This window comes from Herbiconiux sp. A18JL235 (assembly GCF_040939305.1).
GTDB lineage: Bacteria > Actinomycetota > Actinomycetes > Actinomycetales > Microbacteriaceae > Herbiconiux.
In genome coordinates, this window is the sequence record NZ_CP162511.1 from 2,135,254 (window position 1) to 2,161,134 (window position 25,881).

Here is a 25,881-nt window from a genome sequence, read left to right on the forward strand (position 1 = left end):
GTTCGACAGACCCGCCCGAGGCGTCACCTCAAGCGCAGCGGCGTGAGCAGCCCGTCGATCTCCTCGACGGGCTGCTCACCCGACGACGCGACGCACCGGGGCAGCACCAGTTGAGCATCCGGTTCGAGCACCTCCTCGAGCCGGATGCGCACCCGCACGCCCGAAGACCCGCCCCCCTCGATCACGTCGTCACCGTCGTACTCGTAGTCGAGCTCGTCGCCAGGCTCCACCAGCAGCTCGCCGAGCTGCACCTCCAGCTCGTCCTCGGCACCCTCGGGGAGTTCGTCGCCGACACCGATCCCCGGCGCACCGACCCCCGGCGCACCGATCCCCGGCGCACCGCCCCACGACCGCGACTCCCCGCCGCGCGCCCCGACCGAGAGGAACAGCTCATCCGTCTCCTCCACCCTGAACCGGTGCGGATGCTCGTCGTCCCACTCGAACGCCAGCTGCACCGCGAGGTGCACCCCGCCCAGATCGGTGTCGGCGGCGAACACCAGCCGACGCCACACCGACGGCTCCGAAGACGCCCCAGCCCCGATCACGGTAGCGGTCACGACGAGCCCCGACCCGGGCGCGTGCGGGTTGCCGAGCAGCCCGCGGGCATCGGCGATGTCGACGACCGCGTCGGCGAGCACTCCGCGCAGCCCAGGCGCCGCCTCGAGCCGCTGCTCGTCGCTCCCCGCCACCGCACCCGCCCGCAGCAGCCCGTCGCTCTCGAACCGCTCGAGCACCGCGTGCGTGGCGGCGTCGGCGTCGCGCCGTTCGGCGTCGCCCGCTCCGACGGCGACGTCGAGCATGGCCACGATGCGCTCCGTCGAGCGACCCGGGAGGAGCTCCGGCAGGGCCGCCACGCAGAGCAGCCCGAGAACCCGCTCGGCCGCGAGATCGGTCACCTCGGCCAGGGCGGCGTCGATGTAGTCGGCGACCCCTTCGGCGGTGCCGCCACCTGCCGCGAAGGCCTGAAGCGCCACCCGCTCGTTCACCGGCTCGACGTCGTCGACGTCGTCCATCGCCTCGATCAGGGTCACGAGCATCCCGCCCGCCGACTCCGATGCCACGGCGAGCACCTCGTCGCTGGCGTCGATCTCGTCGTCGCTCGCGTCCCAGCTGCCGCTCTCCACGGCGAAGTCGAGGTAGTGCTCGAGCGCGTCGAGCACCTCGGGCAGGCGCGGCCAGAGCCCGTCGTCGTCCTCCACCCGGTCGAGCAGCGTCTCGAGCACCTCGGCCCGCGGGCTGCGCAGGCGGCCGCCGCTCAGGTCGAACAGCGTGGTGAGCATCGCCCGGATGTCGTCACCGGATGCGTGGCCGTCGCCCGGCGCCGACCCGCTGTCGTCGAGGTGGCGCTGGTACCACCGCCCGAACTGCAGCAGCGTCGCGGTGACGGCAGCGCCGCCGGCCGCACCGCGGGGCGAGGCCCCGGAGCCCCCGCCCCGCGACGCGCCCCCGCCGCCCGGCGTTCCGCCCTTGCGCTTCTTCGGCATCGGGTGCCCCTCTCTCGTGTTCCGGCCCGCGTATCGCGAGCGCTATCGACCGTAGCCGACCTCGGTGTCGGTGCGGGATGGGAGAATCGTTGAACCATGGCAGACACCGTCAGTTATCGCCCCAAGGCCGGTGAGATCCCCACCCAGCCCGGGGTGTACCGCTTCAAAGACGCGAGCGGCCGCGTGCTCTACGTCGGCAAGGCGAAGAATCTGCGTGCTCGTCTCAGCAACTACTTCGCGCCGCTGCGCAGCCTCCACGAGCGCACCCGCCGCATGGTCACCACCGCCGCCGGTGTGGAGTGGACGGTGGTGGGCACCGACATCGAGTCGCTGCAGCTGGAGTACACCTGGATCAAGGAGTTCAACCCGCCGTTCAACGTCAAGTTCCGCGACGACAAGACGTACCCGTTCCTCGCGGTGACACTCGGCGACGAGGCACCCCGCGTGATGGTCACGCGCAACCACCGCATCAAGGGCGCGAAGTACTTCGGCCCCTACCCGAAGATCTGGGCGGTGCGCGACACCATCGACCTCATGATCAAGGCGTTCCCCATCCGCACCTGCTCCGACTCGAGCTACAAGCATGCGATGCAGACCGGGCGTCCCTGCTTCCCGGGGCAGATCGGGCGCTGCGGCGGGCCCTGCTCGCAGAAGGTCACGATCGAGGAGCACCGCGCCAGGGTCGACGACTTCGTCGCCTTCCTCGAGGGCGGCGACAAGCGCTTCGTCACGGCGGCCACCAAGGGTATGCGCGAGGCGGCCGAGCGGCAGGACTACGAGGCGGCCGCCGTCTACCGCGACCGCCTGCAGGCCCTGGAGGCGGTGCTCGCCAAGAGCGCTGTGGTGCTGCGCGACTCCGCCGACACCGACCTGTTCGCCATCGAGCACGACGAGCTCGCCGCGAGCGTGCAGCAGTTCATGGTGCGCGGTGGGCGCATCCGTGGTGAGCGCTCATGGACCGTCGACAAGGAGATCGACGTCGACACCGGCGAGCTCGTCGATTCGATCCTGCTGCAGGCCTACGACGACGAGGTTCCGCCGCGGGAGATCATCGTGCCTGCGTTGCCCGACGACTCCGAGGAGCTCGCGGCATGGCTCGGTGGCCGGCGGCCGAAGCAGGGCCGCGTCGTCCTCCGCACCGCTCAGCGCGGCGAGAAGGCGGCGCTCATGGAGACCGCGTCGATGAACGCGAAGAACAACCTCATGCTCTACAAGACGCGTCGCTCGGCCGACTTCGTCGCCCGCTCGCAGGCGCTCACCGACATCCAGGAGGCGCTCGGCATGACCGACGCGCCGCTGCGCATGGAGTGCTTCGACGTCTCGCACCTCTCCGGCACGAACATCGTGGCGTCGATGGTGGTGTTCGAAGACGGGCTCGCCCGCAAAGACCAGTACCGCCGGTTCAGCATCGCCGACTCCACCGACGACACCGAGTCGATCTACCAGGTCATCACGCGGCGGCTCGCCTACCTCAGGTCGGATCCCGAGCGGGAGGCGGCGGATGCTGCGGCGGCGGCCGAGCAGATCTTCAGCGACGGTGAGGGCCCGGTCGAACCCGCGAAGCGCAAGAAGTTCTCCTACCCGCCGAACCTGCTCATCGTCGACGGTGGTCAGCCCCAGGTGAACGCCGCAGCCCGCGCCCTCGAGGAGTCGGGGGTGGAAGGAATCTTCCTGGCCGGCATCGCCAAACGCCTCGAGGAGGTGTGGCTCCCCGACAGCGACTACCCGGTCATCCTCCCTCGTGGCAGCGAGGCCCTGTTCATGATCCAGCGCATCCGCGACGAGGCGCACCGTTTCGCCATCACGCATCAGCGGGCCAGGCGCAAACGCGACATCACGAGCGTGCTCACCGAGGTGCCCGGACTCGGCCCCGCACGGGTGCGCGAGCTCCTGCGGCACTTCGGCTCGGTCTCCGAGCTCAAGAAGGCCGACGTCGAGGCCATCTCGACGGTGAAGGGGATCGGCCCCCAGCTCGCCGCCACGATCCGCAGCGCTCTCGCCGGGTAGCGTCGGTGGCGACGGGTAGGCTAGAGCACCGAATAGTCCGACAGCGACGCCCGCCCCTTTCGAAGCGGCGCGCACCCCGAAGCGAAAGCGAACGATGACTCCCGACACACCTCAGCAGCAGGAAGTGCTGATCGTCACGGGGATGTCGGGCGCCGGGCGCTCGACGGTGGCCAACGCGCTGGAAGACCTCGGCTGGTACGTCGTCGACAACCTGCCGCCGCAGATGCTCCGCCCCCTGGTCGACCTCGCCGAGCACGCCGGGTCGACCCTGCCGCGCATCGCCGCGGTGGTCGACGTGCGCGGCCGCGACTTCTTCTCCGACCTGCAGGAGATCATCCAGGCCCTCCGCAGCGGCACCCAGCTGCGCGTGGTGTTCCTCGAGGCCACCGATCAGGCTCTGGTGCGGCGCTTCGAGCAGGTGCGTCGGCCTCACCCGTTGCAGGGCAACGGCACGCTCCTCGACGGCATCGGCGCCGAGCGGGCGAGACTCAGCCCCATCCGCGAGTCGAGCGACATCATCATCGACACCTCCGACCTCAACATCCATCAGCTCGCCACGACCGTGCAGGAGCGGTTCTCGACAGCCGACACGGCGGGCGTGCAGGTCACGGTGATGAGCTTCGGGTTCAAGTACGGTGCGCCCACCGACGCCGACGGCATCGCCGACGCCCGCTTCCTGCCCAACCCGTTCTGGGTTCCCGAGCTGCGGGCCCACACCGGTCTCGACACCGAGGTGCGCGAGTACGTGCTCGGGCAGACAGGCGCGGGGGAGTTCGTCGAGTCGTACGCCAAGGCTCTCGAGCCCGTTCTCGCCGGGTACCAGCGCGAGAACAAGCGCCACGCCACCATCGCGATCGGCTGCACGGGCGGCAAGCACCGCTCCGTCGCCATCGCCCGTGAGCTCGCCGACCGCATCGCCCGCTTCCCGGGCGTGGTCGTGAGCGTGAAGCACCGCGACCTCGGTCGCGAATGATCCCGCGGCACAGTGGTGGCCTCGCGCTGCCGCTCCCGCCGCTCCCGCACAACCGCATCACCCGGTCTGAGAAGTAGAAGAAGGTTCCCCGTGGCTCTCACCGCCGACGTCAAAGCCGAACTGGCCAAGGTCGTCGTCAGCAAGACGACAGTGAGGGCGGCAGAGCTCGCGACCATCCTTAGGTTCGCGGGCGGGCTGCACATCATCTCCTCGCGCATCGCGATCGAGGCCGAGCTCGACACCCCCGACATCGTGAAGCGGGTGCTCCGCGACCTGGCCGAGCTCTACGGCGTGAAGGGCGACGTCTCGATGATCGCCGCCTCCGGCTCGCGTCGCGAGGGCAGTTACCTCGTCCGTGTCCTCGACGGGGGAGAGACCCTCGCCCGCCAGACCGGGCTGCTGGATGCGCGGCGCCGCCCCATCCGCGGCCTCCCGAACCGCCTCACCACGGGCACTCGAGACGACCTCGCCGCTGTCTGGCGAGGCGCGTTCCTCGCTGCCGGCAGCCTCACCGACCCGGGTCGCTCCGCTGCGCTCGAGGTGGTCTGCCCCGGCAATGAGGCGGCGATGGCCCTGGTGGGTGCAGCATCACGCCTCGGCATCGCCACGAAGGCCCGTGAGGTGCGCGGCGTGCACCGCGTGGTCATCCGCGACGGCGAGGCGATCGCCGCGATGCTCGCGGTGATGGGTGCCGCAGCGACGGTCTCCACCTGGGAGGAGATGCGGCAACGCCGTGAGGTGCGCGCCACCGCCAACCGTCTGGTGAACTTCGACGACGCCAATCTGCGCCGTTCGGCGCAGGCCGCCGTCGCGGCGTGCGCGCGGGTGGAGCGGGCGATGGAGATCCTCGGCGACGACATCCCCGATCACCTCAAGTACGCCGGCGAGCTGCGCCTGGCGCACCGCGACTCGAGTCTCGACGAGCTGGGCCACCACGCCGACCCGCCGATGACGAAAGACGCGATCGCCGGCCGCATCCGCCGCCTCCTCGCCATGGCCGACAAGCAGGCCTCCGACCTCGGCATCCCGGGCACCGAGGCCAACCTCCCCGCCGACCTCGACGACTAGCGGGGTCAGGGCCCGCACACGAGCACTGCGACCTGTCACAGACGGGCGGCGCGGCCCGGGATCGCAATAGACTTGATGTGTCACTCACAGCCGCCGCTCAACGGTCGGCGGCCTCTATCACGAGGAGATCATCACATGGCTGAGTACACTCTGCCGGAGCTTCCCTACGACTACGCCGCGCTCGAGCCCCACATCTCGGGCAAGATCATGCAGCTGCACCACGACAAGCACCACGCCACCTACGTCGCCGGCGCGAACACCGCCCTCGCCGCACTGACCGAAGCCTCCGAGACCGGCAACCTCGCGAACGTGAACAAGCTCGAGAAAGACCTCGCCTTCAACCTCGGCGGCCACGTCAACCACTCCATATTCTGGACCAACCTCACCCCCACCACCCAGACCCCCGAAGGCGAACTCAAAGCCGCCATCGACGACCGCTTCGGCTCGTTCGAGAAGTTCCAGGCCGCGTTCACCGCCGTCGCCCTCGGCGTGCAGGGCTCCGGCTGGGCCGTGCTCGGCTACGACGTCATCGGCGGCAACCTCTCCCTGTTCCAGCTCTTCGACCAGCAGGGCAACATCCCCGCCGGCGTCGTGCCCCTGTTCATGCTCGACGTCTGGGAGCACGCCTACTACCTCGACTACCTCAACGTGCGCGCCGACTACATCAAGGCCGTCTGGAACATCGCCAACTGGGAGAACGTCGCAGCCCGCCTCGACGCCGCCCGCCAGAAGACCTCGGGGCTGCTGGTACTGTCATAACCGACGCAGGATGCGGGAGGCCGCACCCCAGGTCGGCCCCCGCCTCCTCCTCCCCAGCTCCCACCACCCCGCCCACCCGGGCCCCAGCAACAGGAGTACTACGTGTCTGTCAAGATCGGCATCAACGGCTTCGGCCGCATCGGTCGCAACTTCTTCCGTGCCGCGCTGGCGAAGGGAAGTGACCTCGAGATCGTCGCGGTCAACGACCTCACCGACAACAAGGCGCTCGCCCACCTGCTCAAGTACGACTCGATCACCGGCCGTCTCGACGCCAAGGTCGAGCTCGACGGCGACAAGATCGTCGTCAACGGCAAGCCGATCATCGTGCTCGCAGAGCGCAACCCCGCCGACCTGCCCTGGGGCGAGCTGGGCGTCGACATCGTCATCGAGTCGACCGGCCGCTTCACGAAGAGCGACGACGCGCGTCAGCACATCACCGCCGGCGCGAAGAAGGTCATCGTCTCGGCTCCCGCCACCGGCAGCGACGTCGCGACGCTCGTGCTCGGTGTGAACGAGGGCACCTACGACCCCGCCATCCACGACATCATCTCGAACGCCTCCTGCACCACCAACTGCCTGGCTCCGCTGGCCAAGGTGCTGCTCGACAACTTCGGCATCGAGCGCGGCCTCATGACCACGGTGCACGCCTACACCGCAGACCAGAACCTGCAGGACGGGCCGCACAGCGACCTCCGCCGTGCCCGCGCCGCCGCAGCGAACATCATCCCGACGTCGACCGGTGCCGCCAAGGCGCTCGGCCTCGTCATCCCCGAGCTCGTCGGCAAGCTCGACGGCTACGCCCTCCGCGTGCCGGTTCCCACCGGCTCGATCACCGACCTCACCGTCGAGCTCACGAAGCCCGCCACGGTCGAGGAGATCAACGAGGCGTACAAGAACGCCGCCGAGGGCGAGCTCAAGGGCATCCTCAGCTACACCGAAGACCCGATCGTCTCGAGCGACATCGTCTCCGACCCGCACTCCTCGATCTTCGACGCCGGCCTCACCAAGGTGATCGGCTCGCAGGTCAAGGTGGCGTCGTGGTACGACAACGAGTGGGGCTACTCCAACCGTCTCGTCGACATCACCGAGTTCGTCGCAGCCAAGCTGTAGACTTCTCCCCAGAAAGCGAATCCGTGACGCTCCGCACTCTCGACTCCCTCGGATCGCTCGCCGGCACGCGCGTCATCGTGCGGTGTGACCTCAATGTTCCTGTGAAGGACGGGGTCATCACCGACGATGGGCGCGTGCGCGCGAGCCTGCCCACCCTCAACGCCCTGCTGAACGCCGGGGCGAAGGTCGTGGTGGTCAGCCACCTCGGCCGCCCCGAGGGCGCTCCCGACGAGAAGTACACCCTCGAGCCCGTCGCCGGGCGCCTCTCCGAGCTTCTCGGCAAACCTGTCGTCTTCGCACACGACACGGTGGGCCAGGAGGCAGCGGATGCGGTGGCCGGCCTCGGCGACGGCGACATCGCCCTGCTCGAGAACCTGCGCTTCAACCCGGGTGAGACGAGCAAGGACGAGGCGGAGCGTCGCGGTTTCGCGGAGGAGCTGGCTCGCTTCGGCGACGCCTTCGTCTCCGACGGCTTCGGGGTCGTGCACCGCAAGCAGGCGAGCGTCTACGACCTCGCCGAACTGCTGCCGAGCGCAGCCGGTCTTCTCATCGAGACCGAGCTCGGTGTGCTCGACAAGCTCACCGAGAACCCCGACCGCCCCTACACGGTGGTGCTCGGCGGCTCGAAGGTCTCCGACAAGCTCGGTGTCATCGGGCACCTCCTGCCCCGCGTGAACACGCTGCTCATCGGCGGTGGCATGCTGTTCACCTTCCTCAAGGCGCAGGGCCACGCGGTGGGCTCGAGCCTCCTCGAAGAAGACCAGCTCGAGACCGTCAAGGGCTACCTGGCGAAGGCCGACGAGCTCGGCGTCACCATCGTGCTTCCGACCGACGTGGTGGTGGCATCGAAGTTCGGCGCCGACGCCGAGGTGGAGGTCACCCCCGCCGACGACATCGAGAACACGGCGTTCGGCGCCTCCGGTCTCGGGCTCGACATCGGCCCCGACACCGCGAAGGCGTTCGCCGAGATCATCGCCTCGTCGAAGACGGTGTTCTGGAACGGCCCCATGGGCGTGTTCGAGCTCGAACCCTTCGCCGCAGGCACCAAAGCCGTCGCGCAGGCGCTCACCGAGGTCGACGGCCTCGGAGTGGTCGGCGGTGGCGACTCCGCCGCCGCCGTGCGCGCGCTCGGCTTCTCAGACGACCAGTTCGGTCACATTTCAACCGGAGGCGGTGCGTCGCTCGAGTTCCTCGAGGGCAAGCGTCTCCCTGGCCTGGAGGTCCTCGGATGGTCCTGACCCGCACCCCGCTCATCGCCGGCAACTGGAAGATGAACCTCGACCACCTGCAGGCCATCGCCTTCGTGCAGAAGCTCGCCTGGTCGCTCGACGACGCGAAGCACAGCTTCGACGACGTCGAGGTCGCGGTCTTCCCGCCGTTCACCGACCTGCGCTCGGTGCAGACCCTCGTGGCCGCCGACAAGCTCTCGCTCGCCTACGGCGGTCAGGACATCTCCCAGCACGAGTCCGGCGCGTACACCGGCGAGATCTCGGGCGCCTTCCTCGCCCAGCTCGACACGAAGTACGTCATCATCGGTCACTCCGAGCGTCGCACGCTGCACGGCGAGACGGATGAGGTGGTCGCCGCCAAGGTGAAGGCCGCCATCAAGCACGGCATCGTGCCGATCATCTGCGTCGGTGAGACCGCCGAAGACCTCGAGAAGTTCGGTCAGAGCGCGGTGCCTGTCGCCCAGCTGAAGGCCGCCATCGAGGGCCTCGCTGCCGACGCCGACATCGTCGTGGCCTACGAGCCCGTGTGGGCGATCGGGTCGGGCCAGGCCGCGACGCCCGAGCAGGCCGAGACCGTCGGTGCAGCGCTGCGAGCCGTCGTGGCCGAGAGCCTCAGCGCCGACGCCGCCGCGGCCACGCGCATCCTGTACGGCGGTTCGGTGAAGTCGGGCAACATCGCCGGCTTCATGCGCGAGCCGAACGTCGACGGTGCCCTGGTGGGCGGTGCGAGCCTCGACATCGCGGAGTTCTCCGCGATCGTGCGCTACCAGAAGCACGTCGGAGTCTGAGCTCCGCCACCCGCGGGTTATACTTACCCGTGGTCTTCGGGGGAGCGACCCGCTCTCTTCCGCACGTGAAAGGCAAGCAGTGCAAATCCTCCAGGTCGTCCTCCAGGTCATTCTCGGTCTCACGAGTCTGCTGCTGACGCTGCTCATCCTGCTCCACAAGGGCCGGGGTGGCGGGCTCTCCGACATGTTCGGCGGAGGCGTCACCTCGAACCTCGGCGCCTCCGGCGTCGCCGAACGCAACCTCAACCGCATCACGGTGATCCTGGGGCTGGTCTGGGTCTCCAGCATCATCATCCTCGGACTCATCACGAAGTTCGACTCCGGCCTCTAGGCCCGTCGGCACCGGACACCCGCAGAACACAAGGGGGAAACCAGAACATGGCATCAGGTGGAAGCGCGATCCGCGGATCGCGCGTAGGCGCAGGCCCCATGGGGGAGCAGGATCGCGGTTTCCACGCGGAGCGCATCCAGGTCTCCTACTGGGACGCCCTGGGTAACGAGACCGTGCGCTACTTCGCGGCGAACCTTCCCGACGAGGAGATCCCCGAGACGATCGACTGCCCCACCTCGGGTCTTCCCGCCGGTCGCGACAAGGCCAACCCGCCGTCGGTCGCGAAGCTCGAGCCCTACAAGACGCACCTCGCCTACGTGAAGGAGCGCCGCACCGAGCAGGAGGCGGAACAGCTCCTCGAAGACGCCCTGCAGCAGTTGCGCGAGCGTCGCGGCACGGCAAGCGCGTCGAGCTAGGCGTCATAAGCCGAGAAGGCGGTCTCACAATGGTGTGAGACCGCCTTTTCGCTGCGCGCGGGCGCGGGCGTCGGCGTCGGCGCCCGCGAACTCAGTAGCTCGGCGCGATGAGCGACTCGGGTACCTCGGCTGCGGCCTCGCGGTCGACGAAGAACACCGTGCGCTTGCGCCCCTGGGCCCCTGCCACCGGTACCTCATCGGTGCTCGCCCCGGCGAGGGCGAGGCCGATCGCCGACGCCTTGTCGGCACCGGCGAGCACCATCCAGATGCGGTCGGCCGACTGGATGACCGGCAGCGTGAGGCTGAGGCGCAGCGGCGGCGGCTTGGGGGAGTTGCGCACGGGAACGACGGTCTTGTCGGTGATGCGGATCTCGTCGTGCCCGGGGAACAGCGACGCGATGTGCCCGTCAGGACCGACGCCCAGGAACATGATGGCGAAGCGAGGGTACTGGCGACCTTCGGGTGCAGCGGCGGCGAGCTCGGCGGCGTAGAAGCGTGCCGCCTCGTCGAGGTCGTGGATCTCGTCGGAGGACGGGAAGGGATGCACCTTCGACTCGTCGACCGGCATGTGGTCGAGCAGCGCCTCACGCGCCTGCAGCTCGTTGCGGTCGGGGTCGTTCTTCGGCACGAAGCGCTCGTCGCCCCACCAGAAGTGGAGCCGGCCCCAGTCGATGGTGTCGGAGGCTGCTGAGGCGCGCACCGACTCGAGCACGGCGGCACCCATGGTTCCGCCGGTGAGCACGATGTGCGCCTCGTCGACCTCGTCGAGGATGTCGATGACCTTGGTGATGAACCGTGCCGCCACCGAACCGGCGAGTGCCTCTTTGTCGGGGTGAACGAGTACTCGGCGATCAGTGGTCACAGACCATACCTTCCTTGTCGAACGACCTCGGGTCGTGCAGCGCCGCTCAGACGGCGTCGCGGACGCTGCCCTCGTTCTTCTCCAGCAACTCGGCGAGACCCTGGGTGATGACTTCACCATACAGGTCGTCGGGGTCGAGTCGCCGCAGCTCCTCGGCCAGGCAGTCACGGAGGTTGCGGCGGGGGAGCGAGAGATCGTGCGTGGGTTGATTGGGCTGGCTGAGCCGCGCGACGTTGGGGATGTCTCGCACCAGCTCGATCGGCCCGCTCTCCCGTGAGAGCACCACGCCGTGGATGCCGCTGGAGCCGTTCGCGGCCCGCGAGAGCAGTCCGTAGTCGACGGGAACCTTCAGCTGGTGCCGCAGCCAGGCGGCGAGCAGCAGCGTCGACGGCGAATCGGATGCGCCCGACACCTCGATCGCCGTCACCGGCTGGTAGGGCGGCTGGTCGAGCACCGCGGCCAGCTGGGCGCGCCACAGGGTGAGGCGGGTCCAGGCGAAGTCGGTGTCTCCCGGCGCGTACGACTTGGCGCGCGAGAGGAGCGCCTCGTAGGGGTTCGCCTGGTTCGACGAATCGGTGATGCGACGGGTGGCGATGCGGCCGAGGTCGGAGGCCGACACGTTCTCGGGTGCTGCACCTGGCCACCACACCACGACGGGAGCGTCGGAGAGCAGGAGTCCGGTGACGAGGCCCTCCTGGTCGCTCGCCGCCGCCCCGTAGGCGCGCAGCACGATGACCTCGCTCGCCCCGGCGTCGCCGCCGACCCGGATCTGGGCGTCGAGCCGTGCGCCGCGCCCCGTGGTGAGGCCGTCGTTCTCCTGGTCGGTGGAGACCACGATGACGCGCATCGGGTGCTCGCGCGAGGCGTCGTTGGCCGCCTCGATGGCGTCCTCCTCCTGGCCCAGCGAGGTGACGATGACGAGGGTGAGCACGCGGCCGAGAGCGACGGCGCCGCCCTCCTCGCGGATCTTCACCAGCGACTTCGAGATCTTGCTGGTGGTGGTGTCGGGCAGATCGACGATCACGGGCGTCTCCAGGTTCTTCCGTCGCGGGCGAGCAGTTCGTCAGCCGAGCTCGGCCCCCAGGTTCCGGGGCGGTACTGCTCGGGCTGACCCTGGGTCGCCCAGTATTCTTCGATCGGGTCGAGGATCTTCCACGACAGCTCGACCTCGGTCTGTCGCGGGAACAGCGGCGGGTCGCCGAGCAGCACGTCGAGGATGAGCCGCTCGTAGGCCTCGGGGCTGGCCTCGGTGAAGGCGTGGCCGTAACCGAAGTCCATCGTGACGTCGCGCACCTGCACGCCGGCACCCGGAACCTTCGACCCGAAGCGGATGGTGACGCCTTCGTCGGGTTGCACCCGGATGACGAGGGCGTTCTGCCCGAGCTCCGAGGTCTGGCTCTCGGCGAACAGGTACTGCGGCGCCCGCTTGAACACGACGGCGATCTCAGTCACCCGCCGGCCGAGGCGCTTGCCCGCACGCAGATAGAACGGCACGCCGGCCCAGCGGCGCGTGCCGATGTCGAGCTTCACCGCGGCGTAGGTCTCGGTGGTCGACTGCGGGTTCATGCCGTCTTCCTCGAGGAAGCCGAGCACCTTCTCCCCGCCCTGCCAGCCGCCGGAGTACTGGCCGCGCGCGCTCACGGTGCTGAGATCATCCGGGAGCTTGACGGCCGCGAGCACCTTCTCCTTCTCGGTACGGAGGTCGGCCGCATCGAACGAGATCGGCTCCTCCATGGCGGTGAGCGCCATGAGCTGCAGCAGGTGGTTCTGGATGACGTCGCGGGCCGCGCCGATGCCGTCGTAGTAGCCCGCACGCCCGCCGACCCCGATGTCTTCAGCCATCGTGATCTGCACGTGGTCGACGTAGTTGGCGTTCCAGATGGGCTCGTAGAGCTGGTTGGCGAAGCGGAGCGCCAGGATGTTCTGGACCGTCTCCTTGCCGAGGTAGTGGTCGATGCGGAACACCGAGTCGGGCGGGAACACCGACTCCACCACGTCGTTCAGCTCGATCGCCGTGGTGAGGTCGCTGCCGAACGGCTTCTCGATGACGACCCGGCGCCAGCGGTCGGGACTCTGGTCGGCGAGGCCCGAACGGCGCAGCTGCTCGGTGACGAGTGGGAACGCCTTCGGGGGGATCGACAGATAGAAGGCGTAGTTGCCCATGGTGCCGCGATCGCGGTCGAGCTCGTCGATGGTCGACTTGAGCTGCTCGAAAGCGTTGTCGTCGTCGAACTCACCCGAGACGAAGCGGATGCCCTCCGAGAGCTGTCGCCACACGTCCTCATCGAAGGGGGTGCGGGAGTGCTCCTTCACCGAGTCGTGGACGACGCGCTCGAAGTCCTGGTCCTCCCAGTCGCGACGGGCGAAGCCGATGAGGGAGAAACCGGGCGGCAGGAGGCCTCGGCTGGCGAGGTCGTAGACGGCCGGCATGAGCTTCTTGCGCGACAGGTCGCCGGTGACACCGAAGATCACGAGGCCGGAAGGGCCCGCGATGCGGTTGAGGCGGCGGTCGGTGGGAAGCCTGAGGGGGTTGTACTCCGGCGTGATGTCGACGGGAGGCAATGGAACTCCTTGGTGAGTGGTGGTGACGACGACAACGGATGCGCGTCAGCGCAGCACGTCGAACAGGCTCTCCACGCCCGACGACGCATCGGTGAGCTCGAGCCGCAGCACCGGGCGGCCGTGCTCGGCCAGCACGGCTGCGTCTCCGGCGGCCTGGGCCTGGATGAGCTGGCCGAAGGTGAACGGGCGGCCCGGGATCTCGAGATCGTCGCTCGCGTCGGCCGTGATCTGCAGGAACACACCGGTGGCGGGGCCACCCTTGTGGTACTGGCCGGTGGAGTGCAGGAAGCGGGGCCCCCAGCCGAAGGTCACGGGCCTGCCCGCGCGCGCCGCGAGGAGGTCGCGGAGCTCGGCGAGCCGCGCCTGAGAGAGCCGGTCGACGTACGCCATGACGGCGAGGTAGCCGTCGGCGGGGAGTTCGGCCAGCAAGGCGTCGACCGAGCCGGCGACCGTACCCGAGGCGACGAGAGCGGCGGGCGTCGCCCGCACCTCGATGCCCGACTCGACGAAGGCGGGGGCCTGCGGCTCGGGGCGGGAGTCGAGGAGGCCACGAGCGGCCTCCTTCGCCGACTCGACGTCGGGCTGATCGAACGGGTTGATGCCGAGCAGACGCCCAGCGACCGCGACCGCGTACTCCCAGGTGAGGAACATCGCGCCGAGCGAGCCGCTGATGAGCACCTCGCCCGGGTGCTGCTCCCGCAGGTGGAACTGGTGGGCGTTGTCGACCAGCCGCACGACCTGCAGGTCGGCGGGCTTCGCGCTCAGCTCGGGGGAGTCGAGGTCGAGCACGACCGGGAGCAGACCCTTGCCCTCCTTGCCCGTCGACTCGGCGATGAGCTGTTCGGCCCAGTCGGCGAAGCCCACGATGTGGGTGCCGTCGGCGACGATGCTCACCTTGTCGCGGAGCGGTGTGGTGCCGCCGATCGCGGCGCCCAGGATGAGCCCGAAGTTGTCGGCGCCGTCTTCGGCGAGGTTGAGCGAGATCGCCTCCGCCTCGTCGAGCAGCTCGCCGATGTCGGCGCCGGCGAGGCCCGAGGGCACCAGCCCGAACGCGGTGAGCGCCGAGTAGCGGCCGCCGACGTCCGGGTCGGCGAGGAACACCCGGTAGCCCGCCTCGCGGGCGAGCGACTCGAGCGGCGACCCCGGGTCGGTCACGATGACGATGCGCGACGCCGGGTCGATGCCGGCGGCGCGGAACGCCGCCTCATAGGCACGGCGCTGGCTGTCGGTCTCCAGGGTGCCGCCCGACTTCGACGACGCGATCAGCACGGTCGTGCCGAGTCTGTCGCCCAGAGCCGCGCGGATCTGCTCGGGCGAGGTGGAGTCGAGGATGGTGAGCTCCACCCCGAGGGTTCTGGTGATGACCTCGGGGGCGAGCGACGACCCACCCATGCCGGCGAGCACGAAGTGGTCGACGCCCTGGGCGAGGAACTCCTCGCGGAGGGCCACGACCTCGGCGACGAGCGGACGGGAGACGGAGACCGCCTCCGTCCAGCCCAGCCGCTTCGAGGCCTCGGCCTCGGCCGCGGGGCCCCACAGCGCCGGGTCCTGCCCCGTGATGCCGGAGGCCACCAGGTCGGCCGCGAGCAGCGGAACCTGGTTCGCGACCGCCGCCTTCGCGTCGCCGGACAGGTGGATCGCGATGGTCATTTCGCTGCTTCGAGTGCCGCGGTGACGGTGTCGAGGAGCTCGTTCCAGGAGACGATGAACTTCTCCACGCCCTCCTTCTCGAGGAGCTCGGTGACCTCGGCGTAGGAGATGCCCTGCGCGGCGATGGCGTCGAGCACCTTGTTCGCCTCGGCGTAGCTGTGCGCGATGGTGTCACCGGCGATGACACCGTGGTCGGCGACGGCGTCGAGCGTCTTCTCGGGCATGGTGTTCACGACCGAGGGGGCGGCGAGATCGACGACGTAGGTGGTGTCGGGGACGGCGGGGTCTTTCACACCGGTCGATGCCCACAGCGGGCGCTGGGTGTTGGCACCCGCCTCGAGCAGCACCAGGGCGCGCTCGGTGGCGAAGGCCTGGGTCCAGACCTCGTAGGCGAGGCGGGCGTTCGCGACGCCGGCCTTGCTCTTGAGCGCCAGTGCCTCGTCGGTGCCGATCGCCTCGAGGCGCTTGTCGATCTCGGTGTCGACGCGCGACACGAAGAACGACGCCACGGAGTGGATCTTCGACAGGTCGTGGCCGGCCTCCTTGGCCTGCTCGAGGCCGGAGAGGTAGGCGTTGATCACGTCGCGGTAGCGCTCCAGCGAGAAGATGAGCGTCACGTTCACCGAGATGCCGGCGGCGATGGTGGCGGTGATCGCCTCGAGGCCTTCGACTGTCGCGGGGATCTTGATGAGCACGTTCTCGCGGTTCACCTTGTCGAACAGCGCCTTGGCCTGCTCGATGGTGCCCTTGGCGTCGTGGGCGAGCCCGGGCTCGACCTCGATCGAGACCCGGCCGTCGAAGCCCTTGGTGGCGTCGTAGATGGGCTTGAAGATGTCGCTCGCGTCGGCGACGTCGTCGGTGGTGATCTCGAAGACGGCGGAGGTCACATCCGTCCCGGCCTTCGCCAGCACGGCGACCTGCTCGGCGTACGACTCGCCCTGGGCGAGCGCGGCGGCGAAGATCGACGGGTTGGTGGTCACGCCCACCACGTTCTTCTCGGCGATGAGCTTCTGCAGCCCACCCGAGGTGATGCGCGAGCGCGACAGGTCGTCGAGCCAGATCGAGACTCCGACGTCGGAGAGCTGCTGGGTGCGGGATTCGGTCATTTCTCTATCTCCTTCGTGCGGCCGGCTCAGAGCGCGGCCAGCGAGGTCTTCGCTGCTTCGACGGCGGCTTCGGTGGTGATGCCGAACTCGCGGAACAGGGTCTTGTAGTCGGCCGAGGCGCCGAAGTGCTCGATCGAGACGGAGCGGCCGGCGTCGCCGATGTACTTCGACCAGCCGAGCGAGAGCCCGGCCTCGATCGAGACGCGCGCCTTCACAGCCGCGGGGAGCACCGACTCCTTGTACTCGGCGCTCTGCTCCTCGAACCACTCCAGCGACGGGGCCGACACCACGCGGGCGTTGATGCCCTCGCCGGCGAGGATCTCGCGGGCGTTCACGGCCAGCTGCACCTCGGATCCGGTGGCGATGAAGATGACGTCGGGGGTGCCGTTCGGGGCCTCGGCGAGCACGTAGGCGCCCTTCGAGGTGTTCGCGGCGGAGGCGAACACATCTCCGGAGGCGTCGCCGTCGCCGCGCTCGAACACCGGGATGTTCTGGCGGGTGAGGGCGATGCCGGCCGGGTTGTGGTGACGGCCGAGGATGGTGAGCCAGGCGTACGCGACCTCGTTGGCGTCGGCGGGACGCACCACGTCGAGACCGGGGATGGCGCGGAGCGTGGCGAGCTGCTCGATCGGCTGGTGGGTGGGGCCGTCTTCGCCGAGGGCCACGGAGTCGTGGGTCCAGACGTAGATGGCGGGCACCTTCATGAGGGCGGCGAGACGCACTGCGGGGCGCATGTAGTCGCTGAAGATGAGGAAGGTGCCGCCGAAGGGGCGGGTCTTCCCGTGCAGCACGATGCCGTTCAGGATCGAGCCCATGGCGTGCTCGCGGATGCCGAAGTGCAGCACGCGGCCGTAGGGGTTGCCCGACCACTCGTGGGTGGAGTGCTCGGCCGGCACGAACGATGCTGCCGACTCGATGGTGGTGTTGTTCGACTCGGCGAGGTCGGCGGAGCCGCCCCAGAACTCGGGGAGGGAGCCGGCCAGGGCGTTGATGACCTTGCCGGAGGCGGCACGCGTCGAGACCTCTTTGCCCGCCTCGAACACGGGAAGCACCGACTCGATGTCGTCGGGCAGCTCTCCGGCCTCGAGTCGGTCGAGCAGGGCCTTCTTCTCGGGGTTGGCCGCGGCCCAGGCGTCGAAGCCCTTCTGCCACTCGGCGCGCTCCTCGGCGCCGCGGGCGATCGCGCCGCGGGTGTGCTCGATGACCTCGTCGGCGACGGCGAAGTGCTGCTCGGGGTCGGCCCCGAGCACCTCCTTGAGGCCCTTCAGCTCGTCGGCGCCGAGCGCAGAGCCGTGGATCTTGCCGGTGTTCTGCTTCTTCGGCGAGGGCCAGCCGATGATCGTCTTGAGGATGATGAGCGAGGGCTTCGAGGTCTCGGCCTTGGCCGCCTCGATCGCGTCGAAGAGCGCCTGCACGTCTTCGACGTATTCGCCGGTCTTCTTCCAGTCGACCACCTGCACGTGCCAGTGGTAGGCCTCGTAGCGGGCGCGCACGTCTTCGGTGAAGGCGATGTTGGTGTCGTCCTCGATGGAGATCTGGTTGGAGTCGTAGATCGCGATGAGGTTGCCGAGCTGCTGGTGGCCGGCGAGCGAGGAGGCCTCGCTGGTGACGCCCTCCTCCATGTCGCCGTCGCCGGCGATCACGTAGGTGTGGTGATCGAACGGGCTGGTGCCGGGCGCCGCGTCGGGGTCGAACAGGCCGCGCTCGAAGCGCTGGGCGTAGGCGAAGCCGACGGAGGAGGCGAGGCCCTGGCCGAGCGGGCCGGTGGTGATCTCGACACCGTCGGTGTGGCCGTACTCGGGGTGGCCCGGGGTCAGCGACCCCCAGGTGCGGAGGGCCTTCAGGTCGTCGAGCTCGAGGCCGTAGCCGCCCAGGTAGAGCTGGATGTACTGGGTGAGCGAGGAGTGGCCGACCGACAGGATGAAGCGGTCGCGCCCGATCCAGTGCTGGTCGGAGGGGTCGCGGCGCATGACCTTCTGGAACAGGAGGTAGGCCGCGGGAGCCAGGCTGATCGCCGTGCCCGGGTGGCCGTTGCCGACCTTCTCGACGGCATCCGCCGCGAGGATCTTGGCGGTGGTGACGGCTTTGTCGTCAATGGGTTCCCATTGGAGTGTGGCCACGAGGTATTTCGACCCTTCTGGAGTGCGGACCCGTCAGGCGGGTTCCGGTAGTGAGTTGCCGACGTCTCGGACGGGCCTCACGCTCCCTGCGCAGGGGCCATCGTCACCACGTCAGCGTCGCACCCCCATCATATCGAGGCGGACGGGTCGGGCGCCCCCATCGAATAGACTGACCCAGGGGACTTTCACCGGGTAGGTAAATGAGGAGCGATGGACGTAGCGGTTGACGGCCGGGTAGTCGAGCGGCGGTTCAGCCCGAGAGACAAGGTGAAGGGCTACATCGCCCTCACCAAACCTCGGGTGATCGAGCTCCTCCTGGTGACCACCGTTCCGGTCATGATCCTGGCCCAGGGCGGCATCCCGAACCTGTGGCTCGTGTTCGCGACCCTCATCGGCGGCGCGCTCTCGGCGGGTTCCGCGGGAGCGTTCAACTGCTACTTCGACCGCGACATCGACCGCGTCATGGACCGCACCTCGAAGCGGCCCCTGGTCACCGGAGTGCTCTCCGACCGCGAGGCGCTCGTGTTCGCCTGGACCCTCGGTGTGGTCTCCATCGTGTGGCTCGCCGTCTTCACGAACCTGCTGGCCGCATCCCTCTCGCTCGCCGCCATCCTCATCTACGTGCTCCTCTACACGCTCGTGCTGAAGCGGCGCACCCCGCAGAACATCGTCTGGGGCGGCACGGCGGGCTGCATGCCGGTGCTCATCGGCTGGGCGGCCGTCACGAACTCGCTGTCGTGGGAGGCGCTCATCCTGTTCGGCATCATCTTCCTCTGGACGCCGCCGCACTACTGGCCGCTGTCGATGAAGTACCGCGCCGACTACAAGACCGCGGGTGTTCCGATGCTCGCCGTGGTGCGCGGCCGCGTCGTGGTGGGCCTGCAGATCGTGCTCTACGCCTGGGCGATGGTGGCGTGCTCGCTCCTGCTCATTCCGGTGGGCCACATGGGCATCATCTACGCCGGCACCGCCGTCGTCGCCGGCGCCTGGTTCCTCTACGAGTCGCACCGGCTGTACAGCCGGTCGATCCGAGACCTCTCGATCAAGCCGATGCGCGTGTTCCACGGCTCGATCACCTACCTCACGCTGATCTTCCTGGCGGTGGCGATCGACCCGCTGGTTCCGCTCTTCCGCTTCTAGGAGCCGCCCGTGCAGACCCCCTTCGGCTTCCTCGCCGACCGCGTCACCCTCAGCCCGCGCGCCCTCCGCTGGGGCACGACGGCGGCGCTCGTGGTGAGCATCCTCATCATCATCACCGGGGGAGTGGTGCGGGTCACCGGGTCGGGCCTCGGCTGCCCCACCTGGCCCGCCTGCGACGACGGGTCGCTCACCACGACCCCGGAGCTCGGCATTCACGGCTTCATCGAGTTCGCCAACCGCGTGCTCACCGGCGTGCTCATCGCCGCGGTGGGATGGGCGATCGTCGCCGCCCGGCTGCAGAAGCCGCGCGAGCGCAGCATGACACGCCTGGCCTGGTCGCAGTTCTGGCTCGTCGTCGTGAACGCGATCGCCGGCGGGGTGACCGTGCTCACCGAACTCAACCCGTGGGTCGTGGCGATGCACTTCGTGATGGCCATCGCGCTGCTCACCACCACGACGCTCACCTGGCACCGGGCGCACCGCGGTCAGACGGCGGATGCGAGCTTCCCGAGCTGGATCGGCGTGCTCGCCTGGGTGCTCGTCGTCGCCACCGCCGTGCTCATCCTGGTCGGTACCCTCGTCACCGGTACCGGGCCGCACGCCGGAGACTCGGCCGACGTGCCGCGCATGGCCTTCGTGTGGGAGCAGGTGACCGTGGTGCACGGCGTGCTCGGCATGGTGGTGCTGATGCTCGGCGTCGTGCTCCTCGTCGGTGTGCGCCGGGTTCCGGGCGCACAGCTCGCCCTTCGCCGGGTCGTCACCTTCGTCGCCGTCGTCGTCGCCCAGGCGGCCCTCGGCATCGCTCAGGCGCTGCTCGGACTCCCGGAGTGGATGGTCGTGCTGCACCTGCTCGGCTCGGCCTTGGTGTGGGTCGGCGCCCTCCGGGTGCTGCTCGACCTGCATCCGCGACTCTTCGCCCCGCGCTCGGTCACCACGTATACAATGAAGGTTCAGGAACACGCTCTTAACGCGTAGGTTCACATCCCGACACCCGAGCCGCTGGATTTGACGGAGGGTCGTCGGCCGCCGGAATGGCGGAGACCTCTGCGGAGTTGACCTCAGTGGGTCACCAGCAGCAAGGAAGGGAGTCAGTCATGTCAGACGTGCTCATCGACCGACCGGAACTCGAGAACCTCGGCGTGTACGAGTTCGGGTGGTCGGACACAGACACGGCAGGAGCATCCGCTCGTCGAGGCATCGACGAGGCCGTCGTGACGAACATCTCCGAGCTGAAGAACGAGCCCGACTGGATGCTCCAGACCCGGCTCAAGGCCCTCAAGATCTTCGGTCGCAAGCCCATGCCCACCTGGGGCGCCGACCTCTCGGGCATCGACTTCGACAACATCAAGTACTTCGTGCGCTCGACCGAGAAGCAGGCCCAGACCTGGGACGACCTGCCCGAAGACATCAAGAACACCTACGAGAAGCTCGGCATCCCCGAGGCCGAGCGTCAGCGCCTGGTCTCCGGCGTCGCCGCGCAGTACGAGTCGGAGGTGGTGTACCACCAGATCCGCGAAGACCTCGAGGCCCAGGGCGTCATCTTCATGGACACCGACACCGCGCTCCGCGAGCACCCCGAGTTCTTCACCGAGTACTTCGGCACCGTCATCCCCTCGGGCGACAACAAGTTCGCCGCACTGAACACCGCCGTGTGGTCGGGCGGCTCGTTCGTCTACGTTCCCAAGGGCGTGCACGTCGAGATCCCGCTGCAGGCCTACTTCCGCATCAACACCGAGAACATGGGCCAGTTCGAGCGCACGCTCATCATCGCCGACGAGGGCTCCTACGTGCACTACATCGAAGGCTGCACAGCCCCCATCTACAAGAGCGACTCGCTGCACTCGGCCGTCGTCGAGATCATCGTGAAGAAGAACGCGCGCGTGCGGTACACGACCATCCAGAACTGGTCGAACAACGTCTACAACCTCGTCACCAAGCGCGCCATCGCCCACGAGGGCGCGACCATGGAGTGGATCGACGGCAACATCGGGTCGAAGGTCACCATGAAGTACCCGTCGATCTACCTGGTCGGCGAGCACGCCAAGGGCGAGACCCTCTCGGTCGCCTTCGCCGGCCCCGGTCAGCACCAGGACGCCGGAGCGAAGATGATCCACATGGCACCTCACACGCAGTCGTCGATCGTCTCGAAGTCGATCGCACGTGGCGGTGGGCGCGCCGGGTACCGCGGGGAGATCCGGGTCGCCGAGAACGCGCACCACTCCGCCAACACGGTGCGCTGCGACGCGCTGCTGGTCGACACCATCTCGCGCTCCGACACCTACCCGGCCATCGACATCCGGGTCGACGACGTGCAGCTCGGCCACGAGGCCACCGTGTCGAAGGTCTCCGAGGAGCAGCTGTTCTACCTCATGTCGCGGGGGCTCCCCGAAGACGAGGCGATGGCGATGATCGTGCGCGGCTTCATCGAACCGATCGCCCGCGAGCTCCCGATGGAGTACGCGCTCGAACTCAACAAGCTCATCGAGATGGGCATGGAAGGCTCCGTAGGCTAGATGTCGACCGCTGCAACCGCATTCGTTCCCGTCCAGACCCGGTCGGAACGCCCCTCCTCCACCTCCGTCGATGACTTCGCCCAGGTCACCGGGCTGGAGTTCGAGTGGAAGTTCGCTCCTCTGGCGAGCTTCAAGCACCTGACGACGGATGCGCTCGACGGCTCGCCGACGGCGTTCACCTACTCGGAGTCGGCCGGCACCTCGGTGAACTGGATCGACCGCGCGGATGCTCTGGTCGGCTCGGCGGGAGTGCCAGAAGACCGCGCCTCGGCCAACGCCTGGTCGTCGTTCGAGAAGGCGATCCACGTGCTCGTCTCCGGGGAGGACTCCGCCGAGCTCGTGCTTCGCCGGGATCGGTTCGACGACAGCGCCCGTGCCGCGCACATCGTGATCGAGGCTGCCGCGAACAGCAAGGGCGTCGTCATCCTCGAGCAGTCTGGGGCGGCGAACCTCTCCGAGAACGTCGAGATCGTGGTCGGCGACAATGCGTCGCTCACGGTGGTGACCGTGCAGGAGTGGGACGACTCGGCGGTCCACCTCTCCAGCCACTTCGCGAAGGTCGGGCGCGACGCATCCCTCAAGCACGTCATCGTGTCTCTCGGCGGCAGTGTGGTGCGGGTGAACCCGGCGATCCACCTGGTCGAGCGGGGAGCATCCATCGACTCCCTCGGCCTCTACTTCGCCGACTCCGGGCAGTACTTCGAACAGCGCCCTTACATCGACCACGTGGCCGCCGACACGCGCAGCCGGGTGAACTACAAGGGAGCGCTCCAGGGCAAGGGCGCGCACACCGTGTGGGTGGGCGACGTGCTCATCGGCCCGCACGCCGACGGCACCGACAGCTACGAGCAGAACCGCAACCTCGTGCTCAGCGAGGGAACGCGGGCGGACAGCATCCCGAACCTCGAGATCGAGACGGGCAACATCGTCGGTGCGGGCCACGCGTCGTCGACCGGTCGCTTCGACGACGAGCAGCTGTTCTACCTGCAGTCGCGCGGCATCTCGGAGGAGGAGGCGCGACGGCTCGTCGTGCGCGGGTTCCTGGCCGAGATCATCCAGCAGATCGGCTCGCCCGCACTCGAGGAGCGGCTGTCGGCCGCGGTCGAGGCCGAGCTCATGGCGGCGGAGGGTGCACGTGGCTGAGAAGGTCTGCGCGTTCGACGACGTGCCCGTGAACCAGGCGCTGCGCGTCGTCGTGGGCGGGGTTCCCATCGCGCTGGTGAAGGACTCGGCGGGGGAGTGCCACGCCATCGGCGACACCTGCACCCACGGCGACATCTCGCTGGCGGAGGGCTTCGTCGAAGACGACACACTCGAGTGCTGGGCCCACGGCTCCAAGTTCTCGCTCGCGACCGGGAAGCCGCTGACGCTCCCGGCGTACGAGCCTGTCCCCGTGTTCGAGATCGAGGTGATCGACGGGGACATCTACATCGACCCGACAGTGACGAAAGTAGTTGAGTAGCAGCATGTCGATTCTGAAGATCGAAGACCTCCAGGTCAGCGTCGAGACCGAGCAGGGAACCAAGCAGATCCTGCGCGGCGTCGACCTCACCATCGGCGAGGGTGAGACCCACGCCATCATGGGGCCGAACGGCTCGGGCAAGTCGACCCTCGCCTACGCGATCGCCGGGCACCCGAAATACCACGTCGAGGGCGGCTCGGTCACGCTCGACGGCGAGGAGATGCTCGACAAGTCGGTCGACGAGCGGGCGCGTGCGGGGCTGTTCCTCGCGATGCAGTACCCGGTCGAGATCCCCGGGGTGTCGGTGTCGAACTTCCTCCGCACCGCCAAGACCGCGATCGACGGCGAGGCGCCGGCCATCCGCGGCTGGATCAAAGAGCTCGACGCCTCGATGACGGCGCTCCGCATGGACAAGTCGTTCCGCGAGCGCAACGTCAACGAGGGGTTCTCGGGCGGCGAGAAGAAGCGCAACGAGATCCTCCAGCTCGAGCTGCTGAAGCCGAAGTTCGCGGTGCTCGACGAGACCGACTCCGGGCTCGACGTCGACGCGCTGAAGATCGTGTCGGAGGGTGTGAACCGGGCTAAGGAGAACACCGGTCTCGGCATCCTGCTCATCACGCACTACAACCGCATCCTGCGGTACGTGAAGCCCGACTTCGTGCACGTGTTCGTCGCGGGCAAGGTGGCGGAGCAGGGCGGGCCCGAGCTAGCCGTGCGACTCGAGAACGAGGGCTACGATCGCTTTCTCTCCGGCGCGGTCGTAGAATAACGAAATGGTCACGACACTCGAACCGCAGCTCTTCGACCAGGTCGAAGAAGCGCTGAAAGACGTGATGGACCCTGAGCTCGGCGTCAACATCGTCGACCTCGGCCTCATCTACGACCTCGGCTGGGACGACGAGCAGAACGCCCTCGTGATCAACATGACACTGACCAGCGCCGGTTGCCCGCTCACCGACGTGCTCGAGGAGCAGACGGCTGAGGCCCTCGACGGCATCGTCGAGCAGTTCCGCATCAACTGGGTGTGGATGCCGCCGTGGGGCCCCGAGAAGATCACCGACGACGGCCGCGACATGATGCGCGCCCTCGGCTTCTCCATCTAGTTCGTTCGAAACCGCTAACGTCGCGGCATCCGTCCTCATGGAGGGCCCGGGTGCCGCGACGTTTGCGTTTTCGAACCAAGCCGTGTTGTGCACAGGGAGGGTACTGTCCACAGATGCTCAGGGGGCAGTGCGGGGGAGGGGTGCCTCGCGCACGATGGTGCGATGTCGTCCGTCGCACAGCTGGTCTCCGTCGCACAGCTGGTCGCCGCGCTCGGGGGCGTGGCGTCGTGTCGCGAGCTCGCCGAGTACGGGCACTCCGCTGAGGCGGTCACCCGCGCTGTCCGCATCCGCGCAGTCACCAGGGTGCGGAACGGGTGGGTCGCTGTGCAGGGTGCGCCGCAGAGCGTGCTGACGGCGGTGCGGGCGGGCGGCACGCTCGCGTGTCGGTCGGCCCTCGCGCCGCTCGCGGTCTGGACGGCCGACGATGCGCGGGTGCACCTTCGCATCAGGCGCTACGGCGCCGCCCCGCCGAACGAGTCGGCGAGTGTCGTGCACCGAGCCCTCCCGCTCGCCGGATTGCTGCCGGCCCGCGGCGGGGTGGACTCTCCGGAGTGGGCTGTGGCACACGCTGTGGTGTGCCAGGGTCGCCGAGACGCCGTCGCGACCCTCGACTCGGTGATGCACCGCGGTGTGATGACGCGTCGGCGGCTCGAGACCGTGCTCGCTCAGTTGCCGCGGAAGTACGCCGACCTGCTCCTCCTCTGCGACCCGAGAGCGGAGTCCGGGCTCGAGACCCACCTGCGGCTTCTCCTTCGATCGGTCGGGATCCACCTCCGTGTGCAGGTGAGCATCAGTGGGGTGGGTCGGGTCGACCTGGTCATCGGTGACCGACTGGTGATCGAGACCGACGGGCGCACGTGGCATTCGGACAGGGAGTCGTTCGCGAACGACAAGCGTCGGGACATGGCGCTGGCCGAGCGGGGGTACCTGGTGCTTCGGCTGAGCTATCAGCAGGTGCTGTTCGAGTCGGAGTACGTGCTCCACGTCGTGCGGGGGATCGTCGAGCGGGGCGAGCACCGGTGGAACGGGCGGCATCGCCGCGCCGGACTCGTGCTGCTGTGACCCGGATGGCGTTCGAACTCGCAAACGAGACGCAACTCGAGCCGCATATCCGGCCGGTGGGCACGACGTGTGCGCTTCTGAACCGCGCCGACGGAATAGACTGGGTCGTTCCCCCTCGCGAAGAATTGGATATCTC

The 25,881-nt window shown here is 68.5% G+C and carries 24 protein-coding genes; 17 read left to right on the forward strand and 7 right to left on the reverse strand.

All coding sequences use genetic code 11. The features are described from left to right. Window positions 1-23 precede the first annotated feature (23 nt). Window positions 24-1,484 (reverse strand): plasmid pRiA4b ORF-3 family protein, encoded by a 1,461-nt coding sequence (locus ABFY20_RS09905; protein ID WP_368496088.1) that lies wholly within the window; start codon window positions 1,482-1,484, stop codon window positions 24-26. A gap of 96 nt (window positions 1,485-1,580) precedes the next feature. Here ABFY20_RS09905 and uvrC point away from each other — a divergent pair, with 96 nt between their 5' ends. The 9 genes from uvrC (at window position 1,581) to ABFY20_RS09950 (ending at window position 10,165) form a co-directional block, all read left to right on the forward strand. Next, window positions 1,581-3,491: an excinuclease ABC subunit UvrC gene (gene uvrC, locus ABFY20_RS09910; RefSeq protein WP_368496089.1), complete on the forward strand. Its 1,911-nt coding sequence runs from the start codon at window positions 1,581-1,583 to the stop codon at window positions 3,489-3,491. 94 nt (window positions 3,492-3,585) lie between these two features. Continuing rightward, window positions 3,586-4,464 carry an RNase adapter RapZ gene (rapZ, locus tag ABFY20_RS09915; protein ID WP_368496090.1) on the forward strand — a complete coding sequence of 293 codons (879 nt, stop codon included), beginning with the start codon at window positions 3,586-3,588 and terminating at the stop codon, window positions 4,462-4,464. 90 nt (window positions 4,465-4,554) lie between these two features. Beyond that, window positions 4,555-5,532, forward strand: coding sequence for a DNA-binding protein WhiA (gene whiA, locus ABFY20_RS09920; RefSeq protein ID WP_368496091.1), 978 nt, complete (start codon window positions 4,555-4,557; stop codon window positions 5,530-5,532). 135 nt (window positions 5,533-5,667) lie between these two features. After that, entirely contained in the window at window positions 5,668-6,291 is a 624-nt protein-coding gene (locus tag ABFY20_RS09925) for a superoxide dismutase (RefSeq protein ID WP_368496092.1), read from the forward strand. Between the two features lie 102 nt (window positions 6,292-6,393). Then, window positions 6,394-7,401, forward strand: coding sequence for a type I glyceraldehyde-3-phosphate dehydrogenase (gene gap / locus ABFY20_RS09930; protein WP_171704826.1), 1,008 nt, complete (start codon window positions 6,394-6,396; stop codon window positions 7,399-7,401). A gap of 23 nt (window positions 7,402-7,424) precedes the next feature. After that, window positions 7,425-8,639 (forward strand): phosphoglycerate kinase, encoded by a 1,215-nt coding sequence (gene pgk, locus ABFY20_RS09935; protein ID WP_368496094.1) that lies wholly within the window; start codon window positions 7,425-7,427, stop codon window positions 8,637-8,639. Further along, complete coding sequence (tpiA, locus tag ABFY20_RS09940) at window positions 8,630-9,418, forward strand: triose-phosphate isomerase (RefSeq protein WP_368496095.1); 789 nt, start codon at window positions 8,630-8,632, stop codon at window positions 9,416-9,418. The genes pgk and tpiA overlap by 10 nt, the downstream gene beginning before the upstream one ends. Window positions 9,419-9,497: 79 nt before the next feature. Then, a complete protein-coding gene (gene secG / locus ABFY20_RS09945) occupies window positions 9,498-9,749 on the forward strand; it encodes a preprotein translocase subunit SecG (protein ID WP_368496096.1) in 252 nt (83 codons plus the stop codon). Window positions 9,750-9,796: 47 nt separating this feature from the next. Further along, the gene (locus tag ABFY20_RS09950) at window positions 9,797-10,165 is read left to right on the forward strand and encodes an RNA polymerase-binding protein RbpA (protein WP_368496097.1); all 369 of its coding nucleotides are present in this window, start codon (window positions 9,797-9,799) and stop codon (window positions 10,163-10,165) included. Between the two features lie 91 nt (window positions 10,166-10,256). Here the strand turns inward: ABFY20_RS09950 and pgl are convergent, their stop codons facing one another. Genes pgl through tkt form a run of 6 tightly spaced genes read right to left on the reverse strand, consistent with a single transcriptional unit; the run spans window position 10,257 to window position 18,465 of the window. Further along, window positions 10,257-11,027, reverse strand: coding sequence for a 6-phosphogluconolactonase (pgl, locus tag ABFY20_RS09955; RefSeq protein WP_368496098.1), 771 nt, complete (start codon window positions 11,025-11,027; stop codon window positions 10,257-10,259). Window positions 11,028-11,073: 46 nt separating this feature from the next. After that, a complete protein-coding gene (locus ABFY20_RS09960) occupies window positions 11,074-12,051 on the reverse strand; it encodes a glucose-6-phosphate dehydrogenase assembly protein OpcA (RefSeq protein WP_368496099.1) in 978 nt (325 codons plus the stop codon). Continuing rightward, a complete protein-coding gene (zwf, locus tag ABFY20_RS09965; protein WP_368496100.1) occupies window positions 12,048-13,589 on the reverse strand; it encodes a glucose-6-phosphate dehydrogenase in 1,542 nt (513 codons plus the stop codon). Before zwf ends, ABFY20_RS09960 begins: the two co-directional genes overlap by 4 nt. 45 nt (window positions 13,590-13,634) lie before the next feature. Then, window positions 13,635-15,239 (reverse strand): glucose-6-phosphate isomerase, encoded by a 1,605-nt coding sequence (locus ABFY20_RS09970; protein WP_368496101.1) that lies wholly within the window; start codon window positions 15,237-15,239, stop codon window positions 13,635-13,637. Next, a complete protein-coding gene (gene tal / locus ABFY20_RS09975) occupies window positions 15,236-16,345 on the reverse strand; it encodes a transaldolase (RefSeq protein WP_368496102.1) in 1,110 nt (369 codons plus the stop codon). Before tal ends, ABFY20_RS09970 begins: the two co-directional genes overlap by 4 nt. 26 nt (window positions 16,346-16,371) lie before the next feature. Next, window positions 16,372-18,465 carry a transketolase gene (tkt, locus tag ABFY20_RS09980; protein WP_368496103.1) on the reverse strand — a complete coding sequence of 698 codons (2,094 nt, stop codon included), beginning with the start codon at window positions 18,463-18,465 and terminating at the stop codon, window positions 16,372-16,374. Between the two features lie 210 nt (window positions 18,466-18,675). Between tkt and ABFY20_RS09985 the strand changes: the two genes are divergently transcribed. The 8 genes from ABFY20_RS09985 to ABFY20_RS10020 all read left to right on the forward strand — a co-directional run bounded on the left by ABFY20_RS09985 (window position 18,676) and on the right by ABFY20_RS10020 (window position 25,745). After that, the gene (locus ABFY20_RS09985) at window positions 18,676-19,605 is read left to right on the forward strand and encodes a heme o synthase (protein WP_368496104.1); all 930 of its coding nucleotides are present in this window, start codon (window positions 18,676-18,678) and stop codon (window positions 19,603-19,605) included. A 9-nt stretch (window positions 19,606-19,614) separates the two neighbouring features. After that, the gene (locus ABFY20_RS09990; protein WP_368496105.1) at window positions 19,615-20,580 is read left to right on the forward strand and encodes a heme A synthase; all 966 of its coding nucleotides are present in this window, start codon (window positions 19,615-19,617) and stop codon (window positions 20,578-20,580) included. 119 nt (window positions 20,581-20,699) lie between these two features. Then, entirely contained in the window at window positions 20,700-22,118 is a 1,419-nt protein-coding gene (gene sufB / locus ABFY20_RS09995) for a Fe-S cluster assembly protein SufB (RefSeq protein ID WP_368496106.1), read from the forward strand. After that, on the forward strand, window positions 22,119-23,261 hold the full coding sequence (sufD, locus tag ABFY20_RS10000; protein ID WP_368496107.1) for a Fe-S cluster assembly protein SufD: 1,143 nt from the start codon (window positions 22,119-22,121) through the stop codon (window positions 23,259-23,261). Next, a complete protein-coding gene (locus ABFY20_RS10005; protein WP_368496108.1) occupies window positions 23,254-23,580 on the forward strand; it encodes a non-heme iron oxygenase ferredoxin subunit in 327 nt (108 codons plus the stop codon). Before sufD ends, ABFY20_RS10005 begins: the two co-directional genes overlap by 8 nt. 4 nt (window positions 23,581-23,584) lie before the next feature. Continuing rightward, a complete protein-coding gene (gene sufC, locus ABFY20_RS10010) occupies window positions 23,585-24,349 on the forward strand; it encodes a Fe-S cluster assembly ATPase SufC (protein ID WP_171704810.1) in 765 nt (254 codons plus the stop codon). A 4-nt stretch (window positions 24,350-24,353) separates the two neighbouring features. Next, entirely contained in the window at window positions 24,354-24,683 is a 330-nt protein-coding gene (locus ABFY20_RS10015) for a metal-sulfur cluster assembly factor (protein WP_368496109.1), read from the forward strand. Window positions 24,684-24,845: 162 nt separating this feature from the next. Beyond that, entirely contained in the window at window positions 24,846-25,745 is a 900-nt protein-coding gene (locus ABFY20_RS10020) for an endonuclease domain-containing protein (protein WP_368496110.1), read from the forward strand. The last annotated feature ends 136 nt before the right edge of the window (window positions 25,746-25,881 follow it).